At 74.9% G+C, this 15,484-nt stretch carries 15 protein-coding genes; 8 read left to right on the top strand and 7 right to left on the bottom strand.

Going from position 1 to position 15,484, the window contains the following annotated elements; translation table 11 throughout:
* Window positions 1-67: 67 nt before the first annotated feature.
* Window positions 68-1,456 carry a glycoside hydrolase family 5 protein gene (locus ACI783_RS09985; RefSeq protein WP_457140305.1) on the bottom strand — a complete coding sequence of 463 codons (1,389 nt, stop codon included), beginning with the start codon at window positions 1,454-1,456 and terminating at the stop codon, window positions 68-70.
* A gap of 53 nt (window positions 1,457-1,509) precedes the next feature.
* Here ACI783_RS09985 and ACI783_RS09980 point away from each other — a divergent pair, with 53 nt between their 5' ends.
* The gene (locus tag ACI783_RS09980; RefSeq protein WP_457140304.1) at window positions 1,510-3,126 is read left to right on the top strand and encodes a long-chain fatty acid--CoA ligase; all 1,617 of its coding nucleotides are present in this window, start codon (window positions 1,510-1,512) and stop codon (window positions 3,124-3,126) included.
* Window positions 3,127-3,380: 254 nt separating this feature from the next.
* On the opposite strand, the gene ACI783_RS09975 is transcribed toward ACI783_RS09980, so the two are convergent.
* Entirely contained in the window at window positions 3,381-3,710 is a 330-nt protein-coding gene (locus tag ACI783_RS09975; protein ID WP_457140303.1) for a rhodanese-like domain-containing protein, read from the bottom strand.
* Window positions 3,711-3,806: 96 nt separating this feature from the next.
* Here ACI783_RS09975 and ACI783_RS09970 point away from each other — a divergent pair, with 96 nt between their 5' ends.
* Complete coding sequence (locus tag ACI783_RS09970) at window positions 3,807-4,316, top strand: PH domain-containing protein (RefSeq protein WP_457140302.1); 510 nt, start codon at window positions 3,807-3,809, stop codon at window positions 4,314-4,316.
* Window positions 4,313-5,800 carry a PH domain-containing protein gene (locus ACI783_RS09965; RefSeq protein ID WP_457140301.1) on the top strand — a complete coding sequence of 496 codons (1,488 nt, stop codon included), beginning with the start codon at window positions 4,313-4,315 and terminating at the stop codon, window positions 5,798-5,800. The genes ACI783_RS09970 and ACI783_RS09965 overlap by 4 nt, the downstream gene beginning before the upstream one ends.
* 7 nt (window positions 5,801-5,807) lie before the next feature.
* Here the strand turns inward: ACI783_RS09965 and ACI783_RS09960 are convergent, their stop codons facing one another.
* From ACI783_RS09960 to ACI783_RS09950, 3 genes are all read right to left on the bottom strand, one after another.
* Window positions 5,808-7,055: a glutamate mutase L gene (locus ACI783_RS09960; RefSeq protein WP_457140300.1), complete on the bottom strand. Its 1,248-nt coding sequence runs from the start codon at window positions 7,053-7,055 to the stop codon at window positions 5,808-5,810.
* The gene (locus tag ACI783_RS09955; protein ID WP_457140299.1) at window positions 7,052-8,158 is read right to left on the bottom strand and encodes a saccharopine dehydrogenase NADP-binding domain-containing protein; all 1,107 of its coding nucleotides are present in this window, start codon (window positions 8,156-8,158) and stop codon (window positions 7,052-7,054) included. Before ACI783_RS09955 ends, ACI783_RS09960 begins: the two co-directional genes overlap by 4 nt.
* A 129-nt stretch (window positions 8,159-8,287) precedes the next feature.
* The gene (locus ACI783_RS09950) at window positions 8,288-8,935 is read right to left on the bottom strand and encodes a response regulator (protein WP_457140298.1); all 648 of its coding nucleotides are present in this window, start codon (window positions 8,933-8,935) and stop codon (window positions 8,288-8,290) included.
* Between the two features lie 102 nt (window positions 8,936-9,037).
* On the opposite strand from ACI783_RS09950, the gene ACI783_RS09945 reads away from it, so the two are divergent.
* The 3 genes from ACI783_RS09945 (at window position 9,038) to ACI783_RS09935 (ending at window position 11,136) form a co-directional block, all read left to right on the top strand.
* Window positions 9,038-9,754: a sensor histidine kinase gene (locus ACI783_RS09945; RefSeq protein ID WP_457140297.1), complete on the top strand. Its 717-nt coding sequence runs from the start codon at window positions 9,038-9,040 to the stop codon at window positions 9,752-9,754.
* A gap of 116 nt (window positions 9,755-9,870) precedes the next feature.
* The gene (locus ACI783_RS09940) at window positions 9,871-10,734 is read left to right on the top strand and encodes a manganese catalase family protein (protein ID WP_457140296.1); all 864 of its coding nucleotides are present in this window, start codon (window positions 9,871-9,873) and stop codon (window positions 10,732-10,734) included.
* A 102-nt stretch (window positions 10,735-10,836) separates the two neighbouring features.
* A complete protein-coding gene (locus ACI783_RS09935; RefSeq protein WP_457140295.1) occupies window positions 10,837-11,136 on the top strand; it encodes a hypothetical protein in 300 nt (99 codons plus the stop codon).
* 156 nt (window positions 11,137-11,292) lie between these two features.
* Here the strand turns inward: ACI783_RS09935 and ACI783_RS09930 are convergent, their stop codons facing one another.
* Window positions 11,293-12,906: a solute symporter family protein gene (locus ACI783_RS09930; RefSeq protein WP_457140294.1), complete on the bottom strand. Its 1,614-nt coding sequence runs from the start codon at window positions 12,904-12,906 to the stop codon at window positions 11,293-11,295.
* A complete protein-coding gene (locus ACI783_RS09925) occupies window positions 12,899-13,273 on the bottom strand; it encodes a DUF485 domain-containing protein (RefSeq protein ID WP_457079243.1) in 375 nt (124 codons plus the stop codon). The genes ACI783_RS09930 and ACI783_RS09925 overlap by 8 nt, the downstream gene beginning before the upstream one ends.
* A 267-nt stretch (window positions 13,274-13,540) precedes the next feature.
* Between ACI783_RS09925 and ACI783_RS09920 the strand changes: the two genes are divergently transcribed.
* Together ACI783_RS09920 and ACI783_RS09915 are read left to right on the top strand one after the other, a co-directional pair.
* Window positions 13,541-14,797: a Rieske 2Fe-2S domain-containing protein gene (locus ACI783_RS09920; RefSeq protein WP_457140293.1), complete on the top strand. Its 1,257-nt coding sequence runs from the start codon at window positions 13,541-13,543 to the stop codon at window positions 14,795-14,797.
* A 36-nt stretch (window positions 14,798-14,833) separates the two neighbouring features.
* Window positions 14,834-15,289: a universal stress protein gene (locus tag ACI783_RS09915; protein WP_457140292.1), complete on the top strand. Its 456-nt coding sequence runs from the start codon at window positions 14,834-14,836 to the stop codon at window positions 15,287-15,289.
* Window positions 15,290-15,484 lie beyond the last annotated feature (195 nt).

The raw sequence follows: 15,484 nt of genomic DNA, 5'->3' as shown, positions 1-15,484 counted from the left end.
TAACGGCGGGTTCATCGGGCTTCGGGCCGGAGCGAGCCGACCCCGTCCGTCCCGGACGACGTACCGGTCAGGCGGAGGTGCGCAGCAGCTCGGCCAGCGGTTCCCGGACGACGCACCGGTCGAACGCGAACGCCCCGGCCAGCTCCTCGGCCTCCTCCGGTGCCACGCCCTCGAACGCCCGCCCGAAGTCACCGACCATGGCCTCGGCGAGCACCACGTGCCGGATGATCCCGTGCAGCCACCGGTGCTGACCCCACGGATACGGCTGGAAGTCGGGGAACTCCCGGGCGACCAGCTGCTCGATCGGCTCCAGGACGTCCCGCACGCCGGCGTCCGTCGAGCCCCACGAGTCGACGCCCAGCCGGGCCTTCTTCGCCAGCACCGGGGCGATCCGCTGCAGGTAGGGCGAGGAGGGCGGAACGGTGACCAGGCCCTGCAGGCCGATGTCCTTGTAGGTCCACAGCGCCCAGCTCGCCCCGTGCTCGCGGTAGATCTCCAGCTGGTCGCGCAGCAGCTGGTAGCGCTGGGCGTCGCGCTCCGGGTCGCCGGTGTACACCGGCCCGAACTCACCGACCCAGATCGGCGTCCCGGTCTCGCGCATGTACGCCGTCCGCTCCAGGAACGTCTGCTCGACCACCGCGCGGTCGACGAACCTCCCACGGCTCACCCCGGGGTAGGGGCCGCCGTCGACGAAGCCGGGCAGCGCGTAGTCGTGCGCGGTGTAGACCGTGTTGGGCAGCGGGTCGCCCAGCTGGTCGAACTGGGTGGAGTAGCGGTTGCCGTCCAGGAACAGCACGTGGTCGGGGTCGACGGCGCGGATCGCGGACTCCAGCCGCCGGTAGAACGGGCCGATCGCCTCACCGACGGCGTCGCCGGGCTCGTTCACCGGGTTGTAGCCAGCCACCCAGGGGTTGCCGCGGTAGTGCTCGGCGAGCGCCTCCCAGAGCCCGACGACGCGGTCCTGGAAGTGCCGGTGGGTCCAGAAGTGCGCCCAGTGGGTGGGGTTGTCGCTGTGCCAGTGCTGGTTCTGCGCGCCGGGCAGGGCGTGCAGGTCGAGGATCGCGAAGATCCCGGCGCGGGCGCAGGCGTCCACCGCCTGGTCCAGCCGGCGGAAGCCCTCGGCCTCGAACTCGCCGGGGCGCATGTCGTCCTCGAAGTGCCGGTAGTTGAACGGGATCCGCACGCAGTTCAGGCCGAGGGAGGCCAGGTACGCGGCGTCGGCGTCGGTGAAGAAGTCGTCGAGGAACCGGTCGAAGAAGCGCCGGTACCCCTCCTCGCCCAGCGCCGAGCGCAGCGCGCGGCGCTGCTGGGACTCCGTTCCCGGGTAGCCGGTGATGAAGTTCTCCATGTTCAGCCAGCCGCCCAGGCCCAGGCCGCGGAGCACCACGGTGCCACCGCCGGGCCCGACGAGCCGGTCGCCGTCGACGCGGATGACCTGCTGCGGGGATTCCGTCACGGGCCGATCCTGCCCCAGTGGATCGTGAGCGACGTCACTGGCACCATGCCGCCATGCGCGGGCTGATGCAGGACGTCCCCCTCACGATCGACACGATCTTCCGGCACGCCGAGCAGCACCACGGTGACGTCCCGATCCTCACCAACGGCCCCGCGGGGAAGGTCCGCACCACCTACGCCGAGTGGGCCCGGCGCACCCGGCGGCTCGGCGGCGTGCTCGACGCCCTCGGGGTCGGCGCCGACGGCCGGGTGGGCACCTTCGCCTGGAACTCCGCCCGCCACCTGGAGCTCTACTTCGCCGCGCCGTGCACCGGGCGGGTGCTGCACACCCTCAACGTGCGCCTGTTCCCCGAGCAGCTGACCTACATCGCCAACCACGCGGAGGACGAGGTCGTCTTCGTCGACCGCACGGTGCTGCCGCTGCTGTGGCCGCTGGTCGACACCATGACCACCGTCCGGCACGTGGTCGTGATGGACGACGGTGGGGAAGCCGAGGTGCCCGACGACCCGCGGGTGCACGACTACGAGGAGCTGCTGGCCGCCGCGGATCCGGTCAAGTTCGAGGTCCGGGACGAGCGGTCCGCCGCTGCCATGTGCTACACGAGCGGCACCACCGGCAACCCGAAGGGCGTCGTCTACTCGCACCGCTCGACGGTGCTGCACACGATGGCGGTGATCGCCCCGAACGGCTTCGGCATCGGCGTCGACGACGTCGCGATGCCCGTCGTCCCGATGTTCCACGCCAACGCCTGGGGCATCGCGCAGGCGGCTCCCGCGGCCGGGGCGGCGATGGTGTTCCCCGGGCCGATGATGCAGCCGCAGGCGCTGGCCGACCTGATCATCGACGAGGGCGTCACCTTCACCGCCGGGGTGCCCACGATCTGGCAGGGGATGCTGCCGCACCTGGCCGGCCGCCCGCACCGGCTGCGCAAGATCGGTTGCGGCGGCTCTGCCGTGCCGGCCGCGCTGTCGCAGGCCTACGAGGAGCAGGTCGGGCTGCCCATCTACCAGGCCTGGGGCATGACCGAGACCCACCCGGTCGCCTCCGGCGGCGTCCTGGCCCGGCGGTACGCCGACGCCGACCCGGAGACCGTCACCGCCCAGCGGGCGCGGCAGGGCATCCCGCTGTTCGGCGTCGAGGCCCGCATCGTCGAGGCCGGCACCACCGACGAGCTGCCCTGGGACGACGTCGCCACCGGTGAGCTGCAGGTGCGCGGGCCGTGGTGCGCGCAGGAGTACTACGCCGCCGACCCCGGCGCGGAGCTGACCACCCCCGACGGGTGGATGAGGACCGGCGACGTCGCCGCGATGGACGCCTTCGGCAGCATCCGGATCGCCGACCGCACCAAGGACCTGATCAAGTCCGGTGGCGAGTGGATCTCCTCGGTGGAGCTGGAGAACGCGATCATGAGCCACCCGGCGGTGGCCGAGGCCGCGGTGGTCGCCGTGCCCAGCCCGAAGTGGGGCGAACGTCCGCTCGCCTGCGTCGTGCTCAAGCCGGGCGAGACCGCCGGAGAGCAGGAGATCCTCGACCACGTGCGGCCGCAGGTGGCCAGCTGGTGGCTGCCCGACGCGGTCGAGTTCATCGACGAGGTGCCCAAGACCAGCGTCGGCAAGTTCTCCAAGAAGGACCTGCGCGCCCGCTTCGCGGAGTTCCCGTCTCGCAGCTGAGCGCGGGGCCCGGGACCGGCACCGCGTCGGCCCCGCCGCAGGGGCCCGCCGCGAGCTTGCGAGCGGTGGGGGGGCGGCGGGGTCCTTCCTCACACGACGGGGCACCCCGGTCGCCCTCCGCCCACGGTCCGCTCCTCGGTCGCTGGCGCTCCCTGCGATGCTCCCGCGGGCGTCAGACGACGTCGCACCCGGTCGCCCTCCGCCCACGGTCCGCTCCTCGGTCGCTGGCGCTCCCTGCGATGCTCCCGCGGGCGTCAGACGACGTAGGGCGGGCGGCCGGTCTCGCTGACCATCGGGCGGCCGGCGGCGTCCCACTCACCCATCCCGCCGCCGACGTTCACCGCGTCGTAGCCGTTCTGGTTCAGCCACGCCGCCACCCGGGCCGAGCGCCCCCCGCTGCGGCAGGTGACGTACACCGGGTCGCCCTCGGGCACCTCGTCCAGCCGCGCCGGCACGTCGCCCATCCGGATGTGCGTGGCCCCGTCGATGTGGCCGGCGGCCCACTCGTCGTCCTCGCGGACGTCCAGCACGACGGCGTCCTCGGGGACCTCGGCAGCCGGCACGGTCGGGACCTGCTGAGGCATCATCACTCCATCGTGGCACGGCGTGCCGCGGGTCCGCCGCCCGTTCCGGGCGCCGGAACGCGGTCCGGGCGCCCCACCCTGCGAGGATGGACGGCGATGTCCGCTCCCCCACCGGCCCGGGACCCCGCCTGGCCGCTGTCCCGTTCGGCCATCGGCCTGTGGACGGTGCAGGGCGCGCTGAGCACCCTCTTCTGGGCGGTCGCGGTCGCCGCCTTCTGGCTGTTCGTGCCACCGGACGCCGGCGGCTGGGTGCAGGTCGTGCGCTGGCTCGGGGTCGCCCTGCTCGCCGTCGACGCCGTCCTCGCCATCGGCGTGCAGCCGCGGCTGCGCTGGCGGGTGCACCGCTGGGAGGTCACCGGGGAGGCGGTCTACACCCTCACCGGCTGGCTGAACCGCACCTGGACCCTGGTGCCGATCTCGCGGATCCAGACCGTCGACGTCAACCGCGGGCTGCTGCAGACGATGTTCGGGCTGGCCACGGTGGCGGTGCTCACCGCCTCCTCGCAGGGCACGGTGCGGATCTGGCACCTGGAGGTCGACGTCGCCCGGCAGGTCGCCGAGGACCTCGCCCGCCGGGCCGAGCAGGTGCGGGACGTCGCGACGTGACCGCACCGCCCCAGCCGGAGGCGCCGGTGGGCCGGCGCACCTCCCCGCGGGTGCTGCTGGTGCACACGATCACGTTCAAGCAGGCCCGCTCGCTGGTGCCGGTCGCGCTGGCGATCGCCGCCGGGCGGGGGCTGGAGGGCGGCCCCCGGGCGGCCGTCGTGCTGGTCGTCGGGGTCACCGTGCTGTCCCTGGTGTGGGCCGCGCTCACCTGGTGGCGGTTCACCTACACCGCAGGTGAGACCTCGGTGGTGGTCACCCGCGGGCTGGTGTCCCGCTCCACCCGCACCGTGCCGATCGACCGGATCCGTGGCGTGGAGATCGAGACCCCGCCGCTGCACCGGCTGTTCGGCCTGGTGCGGGTGCGGATCGACGCCGCCGCCGGCGCCGCCGGGAACGACGAGGAGCTCGTCGTCGACGGCGTGCCCAGCGCCGAGGGCGACCGGCTCCGGGAGCACCTGCTCTCCCACCGGCACGCGGCCCCGGCGGTGGCGACCGGGCGGCACTCCGCACCGGAGCCGGCCGAGGAGGAGCTGCTGCGGCTGCGCCCCCGGTGGCTGCTGTACGCCCCGTTGATCGGCACCTACCTGGTGGTGCCGCTGGCCGCGGTCGGCGCGCTGTTCCGGCTCGTCGACGAGCTGCCCGACGACTACCTGCCCGAGCTCACCCCCGACGTCGAGCAGCTGGACGTCGTCGACGGCTGGTTCATCGCCGCCGTGGTGGCCGGTGCGCTGCTGCTCCTGGCGGTCGCGTCGGTGCTCGGCGCCGCGGTGGTCAACTGGCGGTTCCGGCTGGTCCGCCGCGGTGGGTCGCTGGTGGCCGAGCGTGGCCTGCTCACCCGCCGGCACACCGACCTGGAGGTCGACCGGATCCGCGGCTGCGCGGTGAGCGACGGGCTGGGGATGCGGCTGGTCGGCGCCGCACGGGCGACCGCCCTGGTCACCGGCCTGGGCGACGCCACCCGGCGCGGTCAGCTGCTCCCGCTCGGGCCGCGCGCGCAGGCCTGGCTGCTGAGCGACTCGCTGGTGCCCAGCCCCGGGCCGCTCCACCCCCACCCGAAGGCCGCGCTGCGCCGCCGGGTGCTCCGCGCGCTCGTGCCCGGCGTCGTCGTCCTGCTGGCGGGGGTGGTGCTCTCAGCGCGGTCGTCGGACTGGTGGCCGCTGGTCGCCGTCGGCGGGGTGCTGACCGTGCTGGCCTTCCCGGTCGCCCGGGCGCGGTACGCCTCGCTCGGGCACGCGGCCGGCGGCCCGACCCTGGCGGTGCGGTCGGGCTGGCTGGTCCGCGAGCACGTCGTGCTGCAGCGGCGGGCCGTCGTGGGCTGGCAGGTCCGGCAGACCTTCTTCCAGCGGCGGGCCGGGCTGGCCACCGTGCAGGCCTGCGTGGGAGCGGGCAGCGGCGGCTACGCGGCGGTGGACATGGCCGCCGACGAGGCGGCGGGCTTCGCCGTCGTCGCCTCCGGCCCCTGGGCGGGCACCCTCTCCCGCTGACCGGCGCTCAGCCGGGCAGCAGCGCGCCGAGCAGTCCGGCCGCCGCCGCGGGTTCGTCACCGGCGAGCAACCCGGCCGCGCCCAGCACGTACCGGGTGTCGACGACGACGTCGGCCTCCGCCAGCACGCCACCCGCGCCACCCCGGTCCGCGGCCACCCGGTCGACCACCGCGGCGACGTCGGCCGGCGCGGCGTGCCGGAACACCCCGCCGGAGAGGACGACGAGCCCCACCCCGCGGGCGCTGGCCCCGCCGGGCCCGTAGGCGGCCTCGGCGCGCAGGTGCCGGCGCAGCGCGACGACGGCCGCGGCCTCGCCCAGGGCCAGCGGCTCCTCCCCCGGGTCGGTCAGGCCCTCCGCCCGGGCGGCGGCCCGCAGGGCGTCGGCACTGGCGTGCACCCCGAGGTCGCCCTCCACGGTGCGCCGCCGGGCCGGCACCCCGACCGCCGCGCGCTGCAGCCCGGCCTGCTCGGCGTCGACCGCCGGCACGCAGTGCACGTCGGTGGTGGCCCCGCCGACGTCGAGCACCAGCACCCCCGGGCGCTCGGTGCCGGCGCGCAGCGCCGCCAGCGCCGCGACCCCGTCGAGCACCGCGTCCGGGGTGACCGCGCGCACCCACCGGCGCAGCCGCTCGTCGGTCGACAGCCGCTCCCCGCCGATCACGTGGGTCAGGAACACCTCGCGGATCGCGGCCCGGGCCGGCTCCGGTGCCAGGAGGCCGATGTCGGGCAGCACGTTGCCGACGGGGCTCACCGGGACGCCGGCCGCGGTGAGCACCGCGGCCACCTCGTCGCGGACCGCGGCGTTGCCGGCCAGCACCACCGGGACGGACCAGTCCGACGCGGTGAGCGCGGCGGCGTTGTGCCGGAGCACCGCGGCGTCGCCGCCGTCGGTGCCGCCGACCAGCAGGACGACGTCGGGCCCGGCCGCGGCCAGGGCGGCCAGGGCGGCCCCGTCCAGCCGGCCGGCGGCCACGTGCACCACCCGGGCGCCGGCGGAGAGGGCGGCGCGGTGCCCTGCCTCGGCGCTGATCAGCTCCTCGTAGCCGACCACCGCCAGCCGCAGCCCACCGCCGGCACTCGAGCAGGCCCGCACCTCGGCGTCCCACCCCGCGGTCGCGGCGAGCACCCCGGCGACGACGTCGTCCGGGGTGGTCGGTGCCTGCCGGGTGGCCAGCAGCCGCCCGCCCGGCAGCTCGACCAGCGCCGCCTTGGTCCACGTGGAACCGATGTCGACGCAGGCCAGCCGGTCGGTCACCGCCGGACGAGACCGGCCGTGGCGGCACCGGCGGTGAGCTCCGCCAGCCCGAACGCCTGCACCGGCCCGAGGGCGCCGACCCCGGTCACGCCACCGGCGGCGGCGCGCACCGCACCCCAGGCGAGCAGGTCGGCGGTCATCGCGTACGGGTCGGGGCCGCTCAGCTCGACGCGGGCGACCCGCACGCCCCGCGGATCGCGCACCTCCGCGACGACCGCGGTGCGCACGTCGCCGCGGTCCGACGGCGCCTCGGCGAGCCGGCCCGCGACCAGGTCGGCGAGCCGGGTCAGGCCGGTCTGCGCGCCCGGCACCCGCCGCACCCGGGGGGCCAGCGGCGCGAGCCGGTGGACGACCGGGGTCGCCGGCCCGAACCAGTCCAGGCAGACGCCGACCTCCCGCAGCGTCGGGGCGAGCCCGGGCAGGGCCAGGTGCTCCGACCCGCCGACCGACAGCCCCTCGCGACGGCGCCCGGCCGCATCGAACACCCAGGTGCGCGCGCCGGCCGGCTCGTCGACCAGCCGGCCGCCGGTGAAGGCGTGCCCCTCCTCGAGCACCACCCCGGCCAGCGAGCTGAACGTCCCCCGGGAGAACGCCTGGCCGCGCACCCCGTCCAGGGCGTAGCCCACGTCGACCCGGTGCGCCCGCGACCCGGCGTCGGCCAGGGCCAGCGCGGCGGCGAGGTTGCCGGGCACGTAGTCGTGCCCGAAGGCGGTGAGCAGAGCGGCACCGGTCGCCGCGGCGCGAGGGCCGTGCCGCTCGAACACCCGGCGGAGGAAGGGGGGCTCACCGGTGGAGTCCAGGTAGACCGCGCCGGCCTCGACCGCGGCGGTGACCACCGGCTCGCCGAGCCGGAGGAACGGGCCCACCGTGCTGACCAGCACGTCTCCGGCGGTCAGCAGGGCGCGGACCGAGGCGGCGTCACCCACGTCGACCACCGCGGTCTCCAGCGGGCCGTCGCCGGTTCCGAGCCGGCCGGCCAGGTCCGCCAGGCGGTGGGGGTCGCGACCGGCGAGCACCGGGCGGGCGCCGCGGGCGACCAGCGCCGCCGCCGTCCGGCCGCCGGTGTGGCCGGTGGCGCCGAGGAGCACGATCCGGGATGCCATGCGGGAACGGTAGGCGCCCGGCCGAGCACCGTCAGCTCGCGCACAACGGAACTATCCGGTCCGCGCGTGCGGCCGAGCGCGCCGGGTAGGGCGCGGGCGATGGAGACCAGCGGTGTGGCCCCCGAGCTCTCAGGCCGCGCCGTCCTGCCCGAGCCCGATGCGGCCGGCCAGCGCAGCGGCCTCCACCCGGGTGGACACCTTCAGCTGGCGCAGCAGGTTGGCCACCAGCCGCTTCACCGTGCGCTCGGAGACGTGCAGGGTCGTGGCGATGTCGACGGTGCTCGTGCCGGCGGCGATCAGCCGCCACAGCCGCCGGTCGTCGGCGGACAGCTGGGCGGCGATGCTCTGGTCGGCCACGGGGGCCGCGTCGTCGAGCAGCTGGCGCAGCAGCGACTCGGGGATCACCGACCAGCCGTCGAGCACGGCCAGCAGCGGCCGCACCAGCGCCTCCGGGCTGGCCGTCTTGGGCAGGAAGCCGCTGGCCCCGGCGCGCAGCGCCTCCAGGGCGGCGTCGGCCTCGGCCAGCCCGGACAGCGCGACGATGCGCACCATCGGGTCGGCCCGGCGGATCGCCGCGATCGCCCGGGCGCCGCCGGGGGGCGGCATGTGCAGGTCGACGACGGCGACGTCCGCGTGGTGCCGGCGCACCAGCGCCGCACCGGCGGAGGCGTCGTCCGTCGTGCCCACGACGCGGACCCGGCCACCGCTCTCCGGGGGGAGCAGCAGCTCCAGGCCCCGGCTGAACAACGGGTGGTCGTCGATGACGACCACGTCCACGGGGGGACGGTGCTCAGCTCCGGCTCCGGGTCCCTCCACGTCACTCCCCTCCGGTCGACCGCGCCCGGCGCGGCTGACCGGGGGGCAACCCCGGAGGTGCCCGTGACCCTCGCTGCCGACACACGACCCGCGTCACTCCCCGCCCTGGTCACCGACCTGGTCCGGGTGGTGCGCAGCCACCTGCCCACGCCCGGCCAGGAGGCGGTGAGCACCGGCGACGCGCTGGTGCGCGCGCTCTGCCACGACATGCGCAGCCCCCTGGCCGCGCTGGAGTCGGTGCTCGACCGGCTGGACGGCGACGCCGCCGGCCGCACCGAGCTGCTCCAGCTGGCCCGGGACCAGGCCCACCACCTGTCCTCCATGCTGCGCACCGCGAACGCCACCGCCGGGGCCCCCGAGCGGCGCGGGGTGCGTCGGCTGGCCGAGGTGATCCGGGCGTCCGTCGGCGCCTCGGGCCTGCCCGAACACCAGTTGCGGCTGGAGCTGGCGCCGGACGCCGGGGACGTCGCGGTCGCCGACGCCCGGGTGCAGCGGATCCTCACCAACCTGCTGGAGAACGCCCACCGGCACGGCGGGGGCGAGGAGGTCCGGCTCGTCGTCCGCCGAACCCGCGGCTGGGTCGAGCTGGCGCTGACCCAGCATGGCGTGCCGGCCGAGCGCGTGCTCGGGCACCTCAGCCGGCCCACGCCCCCGGTCGACCTGACCGGACTGGGGCTGTGGTCGGTGCAGCGGCAGACCCGGGAGCTGGGTGGTCGGCTGGCCTGGTGCCGCGCCGAGGACGGCGCCTTCACCCTGGTGGTGCGCCTCCCCGACCGCTGACCAGGTCGGCCCCTGAGGGCCACCGGACGGCACGGGGGTGTCACCGGGCGGGGGCATCTGGAGTGTGTCGCCCCGAACGGGGCGGACGGCGAACGGCTCGACCAGAGGAGACGCCCGTGTTCACGCACACCCACGCCCTGCAGTACGAGGCCAAGCCCGACGGCCCGGACCCGGACTTCGCGCGCAAGCTCCAGGAGATCCTGGGCGGTCAGTGGGGCGAGATGACCGTCGCCATGCAGTACCTGCTGCAGGGCTGGAACTGCCGGCTGCCCGGCAAGTACAAGGACATGCTGCTGGCCATCGGCACCGAGGAGCTGGCCCACGTCGAGATGATCGTGACGATGATCGACCGGCTGCTGGACCACGTCCCGCTGAAGCCGGACTCGGCCGACCGCACCAAGGAAGCGGCTGCCGGCTACGGGCAGCACAACCCGCAGCACGCGATCGTCAACGGCGCCGGCGCCTACTACCGCGACAGCATGGGCCTGCCGTGGAGCGGTGGCTACGTGACCGCGAGCGGCAACCTGATGGCGGACTTCCACTACAACGCCACCGCCGAGATGCAGGGTCGTCTGCAGGCCGCCCGCCTGTTCAACATGACCGACGACCACGGCGTCAAGGACATGCTGCGGTTCAACCTGGCCCGTGACCACATGCACCAGATGCAGTGGCTCGCCGCCATCGAGGAGCTCAAGTCCGACGGGATCGAGGGCATCCCGGTGCCCGAGGCGTTCCCGATGGACGAGGAGCTCCCCGAGTTCGCCTACACCTTCATCGACGCCTCCGACGGCCCCGACGCGGCCAACGGCCGCTGGGCCAACGGGCCGGCGCTGGACGGCACGGACAACCAGCTCCGCGCGGCCCCGATCGCGGCCAACGCCGATGCGCCGATCCTGCCCCCGGGTGACCCGCGGCTGTACCCGACGCCGCAGACGAAGATGAACACGCTGATCCAGAAGGCGAAGGACGCCCTGAAGTAAGGCGTCCCCTCGCGCCGCCGCCGTGCCGGCGCCCCGACCCGCCTCCGGGCGGAGCGGGGCGCCGGCCGGCGGGCGCCCGACCTGCTGGAGGTCCCCGTGCACATGTCCGTGCCCACCCCGCACCTGCCGGCCGTCCACCTGCCCACGTTGCGCCTCCCCACCCGGGTCACCGCCGCGTCGGCGCTGCTGACGGCCGTCTACCTCGCCGCCCTGGCCGTGGCGCTGGCCGCCCCGGCCGAGCAGGCCCTGGCCGGCGGCCTCGTGCTCGCCGGGCTGGTCGGCCGCTGGGCCGTCCGCCGGCGCCGGTCCGTGGTCGCGGCGGTCCCCGTCGCCCGGGACGCCGTCGACACCGCGCTGCCGGCGTCACCGCTGGTCGAGGAGCCCGCTCGCGCCACCGCCTGAACCACCGGGCCGCCGTCCGCACCGCCGGCGCCCGTGACCACACGAGGCCCGCCCCCTGTCGGGGACGGGCCTCGTGTCAGCGCAACGTGCTGGAACGGCCCTCCTGCAGGGTCCCGCCGCGAGCCTGCGAGTGGTGGGGGGCAGGAGGGTCCTTCCTCAGTGCGCGACCGCCTTCTCCGCGCCGATGCCGGTCAGCGACCGGACCTCGAGCTCGGCGTACTTGTCGACGTCCGGCTTCTCCTTCGAGACCTTCGTGCCCAGCCAGCCCAGGAAGAACGACAGCGGGATGGAGACCAGACCCGGGTTCCGCAGCGGGAACCACGCGATGTCGAAGTTGGAGAACATCGCCGTCTCCGACCCCGAGACCACCGGCGAGAAGATGATCAGGCCGATGCAGACGATCAGCCCGCCGTAGATCGACCACAGCGCGCCCTGGGTGGTGAAGTTCTTCCAGAAGAGCGTGTAGAGGATGGTCGGCAGGTTGGCCGAGGCCGCCACCGCGAACGCCAGCGCCACCAGGAAGGCGATGTTGATCCCGGCCTGCAGTGCCAGGATGCCCAGCCCGATGGAGATCGCGCCGATGACGAGGGCGGTGATCCGGGCGACCCGGACCTCCGCGTTCGCCGCCACCTGGCCCTTCTTCAGCACCGATGCGTAGACGTCGTGGGCGAAGGAGGCCGACGCGGTGATGGTCAGCCCGGCCACGACCGCGAGGATCGTGGCGAAGGCGACGCCCGCGATGATGCCCAGCAGCACCGTGCCGCCGAGCTCGAACGCGAGCAGCGGAGCCGCCGCGTTCACCCCACCGGGCGCCGCGAGGATCGCCTCGGAGCCCACGAGGGCGCCGGCGCCGTAGCCGATGACCAGGCTGAACAGGTAGAAGGCGCCGATCAGCCAGATGGCCCAGACGACGGACTTCCGGGCGTCCTTGGCGGTGGGCACCGTGTAGAAGCGCATCAGCACGTGCGGCAGGCCGGCGGTGCCGAGGACCAGGGCCAGCGCGAGGCTGATGAAGTCCAGCCGGGTGGCGTTCGACGCCCCGTATTGGGCCCCGGGCTCCAGCACCTGCTGCCCTTCCGAGGACACCGCCCCGCCCAGCAGCGCGGAGAAGTTGAAGCCGTACTCGGCGAGCACCCAGATCGTCATCACGAGCGCACCGGCGATGAGCAGCGTCGCCTTGATCATCTGCACGTAGGTGGTGCCGCGCATGCCGCCGACCAGCACGTAGAAGATCATCAACGCGCCGACGACGACCACCACCAGGGCCTCGGCGGCGGCGCCGCTGACGCCCAGCAGCAGGGCGACCAGGCCCCCGGCACCGGCCATCTGGGCCAGCAGGTAGAAGAGCGAGACGAACAGGGTGGAGATGGCGGCGGCGGTGCGCACCGGCCCCTGCCGCATCCGGAACGCCAGGACGTCGGCCATGGTGAACCGGGCCGTGTTGCGCATCAGCTCCGCGACCAGCAGGAGCGCCACCAGCCAGGCGACGAGGAAGCCGATCGAGTAGAGGAAGCCGTCGTAGCCGTAGATGGCGATGGCGCCGGCGATGCCGAGGAACGAGGCCGCCGACAGGTAGTCACCGGCGATCGCCAGGCCGTTCTGGGTGCCGGTGATGTTGCGGCCCGCGGCGTAGTAGTCGGCCGCGCTCTTGTTGGTCCGGCTGGCGCGGAAGGTGATGAACAGGGTCACCAGCACGAATGCGCCGAAGATGGAGATGTTGATCGCCGGCTCGCCGATCGTCGCGCTCTCGGCGGCGAACACGTCAGCCACGGGGGGTCTCCTCGGTGCGGGGGGCGGCGAACTCGTGGGCCTCGAGACGGGTGCGCATCTCGTCGGAGATGGGGTCGGTGTTCTTGCTCGCGTGCCGCACGTAGAGCTGGGTGATCAGGAAGGTGCTCACGAACTGGCCCAGCCCCAGCAGGATGCCGAGGTTCACGTTGCCGAACACCTGGGTGGACATGAAGTCACCGGCGTACGTGGAGAGCAGGACGAACAGGGCGTACCAGACCAGGAAGGCGACCGTCATGGGGACGGCGAAGCTGCGGAAGCGGCGCCGTAGCTCGGTGAACTCCGGGGAGTCCTGCGCTTGGCGGTACTCCTCCGCGGTCAGCAACCTGCGGTCGTTCGGTGCGGTCACGGGCACACCTCTCTGTGCATCGCCTGAGTCGTGATCGCGGTCACCATAGGCTGATCGCCCTCCGCATGGAAAAGATCACATGGCGACACGTTGCGGAAAAGTTGCGAGAACGTCCGCAACGGCCACAGAACTCCACCCGGGTGCAACGCCGGGGTAACCCGCCCCTGCTGACATGAGCACATGGCGTTCTCCTGGGCTGGCGGAACTCGGGGCACGGACGCGCGGACCACGCCGGGGACGGCCGGAGACGGCGCCGGCTGGTACCCGGTGGCACGCTCGTCCGACGTCGGGACGACGCCGCTGCCGGTGGGCGCGGGCGGCCGGCCGTACGTCGTCGTCCGACTGGCGCCCGGCGCGGAGGTCACCGCCGTGGGCGCCCGCTGCCCGCACCGGCTGGTGCCGCTGACCACTGCGACCGTCGTCGACGGCCGGCTGCGGTGCGGGTACCACGGCTGGGAGTTCAACGCCGAGGGCCGCTGCACCCTCATCCCCGCGCTCGGCCCGCAGGGCACGCCCCCGCCGCGCGCGGACCTCGCGGTGCCGTGGGCGGTCGAGGAACGCGACGGCTGGGTGTGGCTGGCCCCCGACCGCACGACGGCCGCCCGGCCGCCCCGGGCCGGCGGCTCGCGCCCGGCGCCCGATCCGGAGCAGGTGCCCGAACTGCCCGAGCCGACCGGTCCGGTGTTCGGCAACCTCGACCCGGCACTGGAGCACGCCTGGCACCCGATCGCACTGGCCGGCGAGCTGCGGGAAGGCGGGTACGTGCAGGTACGGCTCCTGGGGCGGAACTGGACCGTGCACCGGCGCGGCAGCGAGCTGCACGCCGAGCCGCCGGCGTGGGCCGTGGCCGAGCGCCTCGGGCTGATCTGGCTGGCCCCCGACGAGCCGCTGGACCGGCCACTGCCCGTGCCCGAGGCCACCGACCCACGGTTCACCGCCGCCTGGCTCCCCCCGGCCCGGACCTCGGCGCCGGCCGGCCCGCTGCTCGACGCCTTCGTCGACGTCGCGCACGTGCCGTTCGTGCACGCCACGGCAGCCGGCCTCGACGCGGAGGTGCCCGACCAGCCGGTCGTCCGGGAGCCCGGCGGGTTCTGCAGCAGTCAGGAGCGGGCCGTCGCGGACGGCGTGCTGCAGGCCACCTACGTGCACCGGGTCCCGTTCCAGCTGCTGCTGCGGCTCACCCCGCCCGACGGCACGGGGACGACCGTGGTCACGCTGCTGCAGCCGGAGGACGCCGACTCGACCCGGGTCTTCACCTGCCTCTTCCTCGCCGGCACCGACGGACGGCCGCTGCCGGCCGAGGTGGTCGCGGCCGAGGTGGCCGCCGAGCAGGCGGCGCTGGCCGAGGACCTCCACCTGGTGGCGGGCACCGCCACCACGGGCCTGCCGTTGCTGCTGCGCGACGAGCTGCACGTGCGCTCCGACCGGCTGGGCGTTGCGCTGCGCCGGGCTCTGGCCGACTTCGTGGCCGAGTGCGCCGCCCTGGACCGGGCCGCCGAACTGGAGCACCGCGCGAGCGCCTGACCTCCGCCGCCGCCGCCGGTGCGCTTGGATGACGCCGTGACCGAGGTGGGCCCGTTCGAGCGGGGGACCGATGGCCCGCGGGTGATCCTGGTCGGCGTCGACGGGTCGCCGACGTCGCTGCGGGCGGCGTCGTACGCGGCGGGGCTCGCCCGACGGCAACGGTCCCGGCTCATCGCGGTCTTCGTGACCGAGGCGGTGCCGACGATGGCGGGCTGGGTGCCGACCGCGCAGGCGCTGGTCCGGGACGCGGCGGCGGAGGTGGACGCCGAGCTGCGAGCCGAACTGGGGCGGGCGGCCGAGCAGCTCGGGGTGGACGCGGAGTACCGCACCGCGCACGGCGACCCGGTCACCGAGCTGACCCGGATCGCCGACCAGCTGCTGGCCGACGCCGTCGTCGTCGGCGCGTCGGAGCAGGCCGGGCACCGGGTGGTCGGCTCGGTCGCGGTGCGGCTCGTGCGCCTGGGCCGCTGGCCGGTGACGGTCGTCCCGTGACGCGGGCGTGAGCATCGCAGCGAGCGCCAGCGAGTGAGGAGCGGAGCGCGCGCGGAACGGGACCAGAGCGGTCGTCCCGTGACGCGGGCGTGAGCATCGCAGCGAGCGCCAGCGAGTGAGGAGCGGAGCGCGCGCGGAACGGGACCAGAGCGGTCGTCCCGTGACGCGGGCGTGAGCATCGCAGCGAGCGCCAGC

The sequence above is a fragment of the Modestobacter sp. SYSU DS0511 genome (assembly GCF_054050755.1).
The sequence above is the reverse complement of the archived record's forward strand: the minus strand, read 5'-3'. Positions and strand labels throughout refer to the sequence as shown.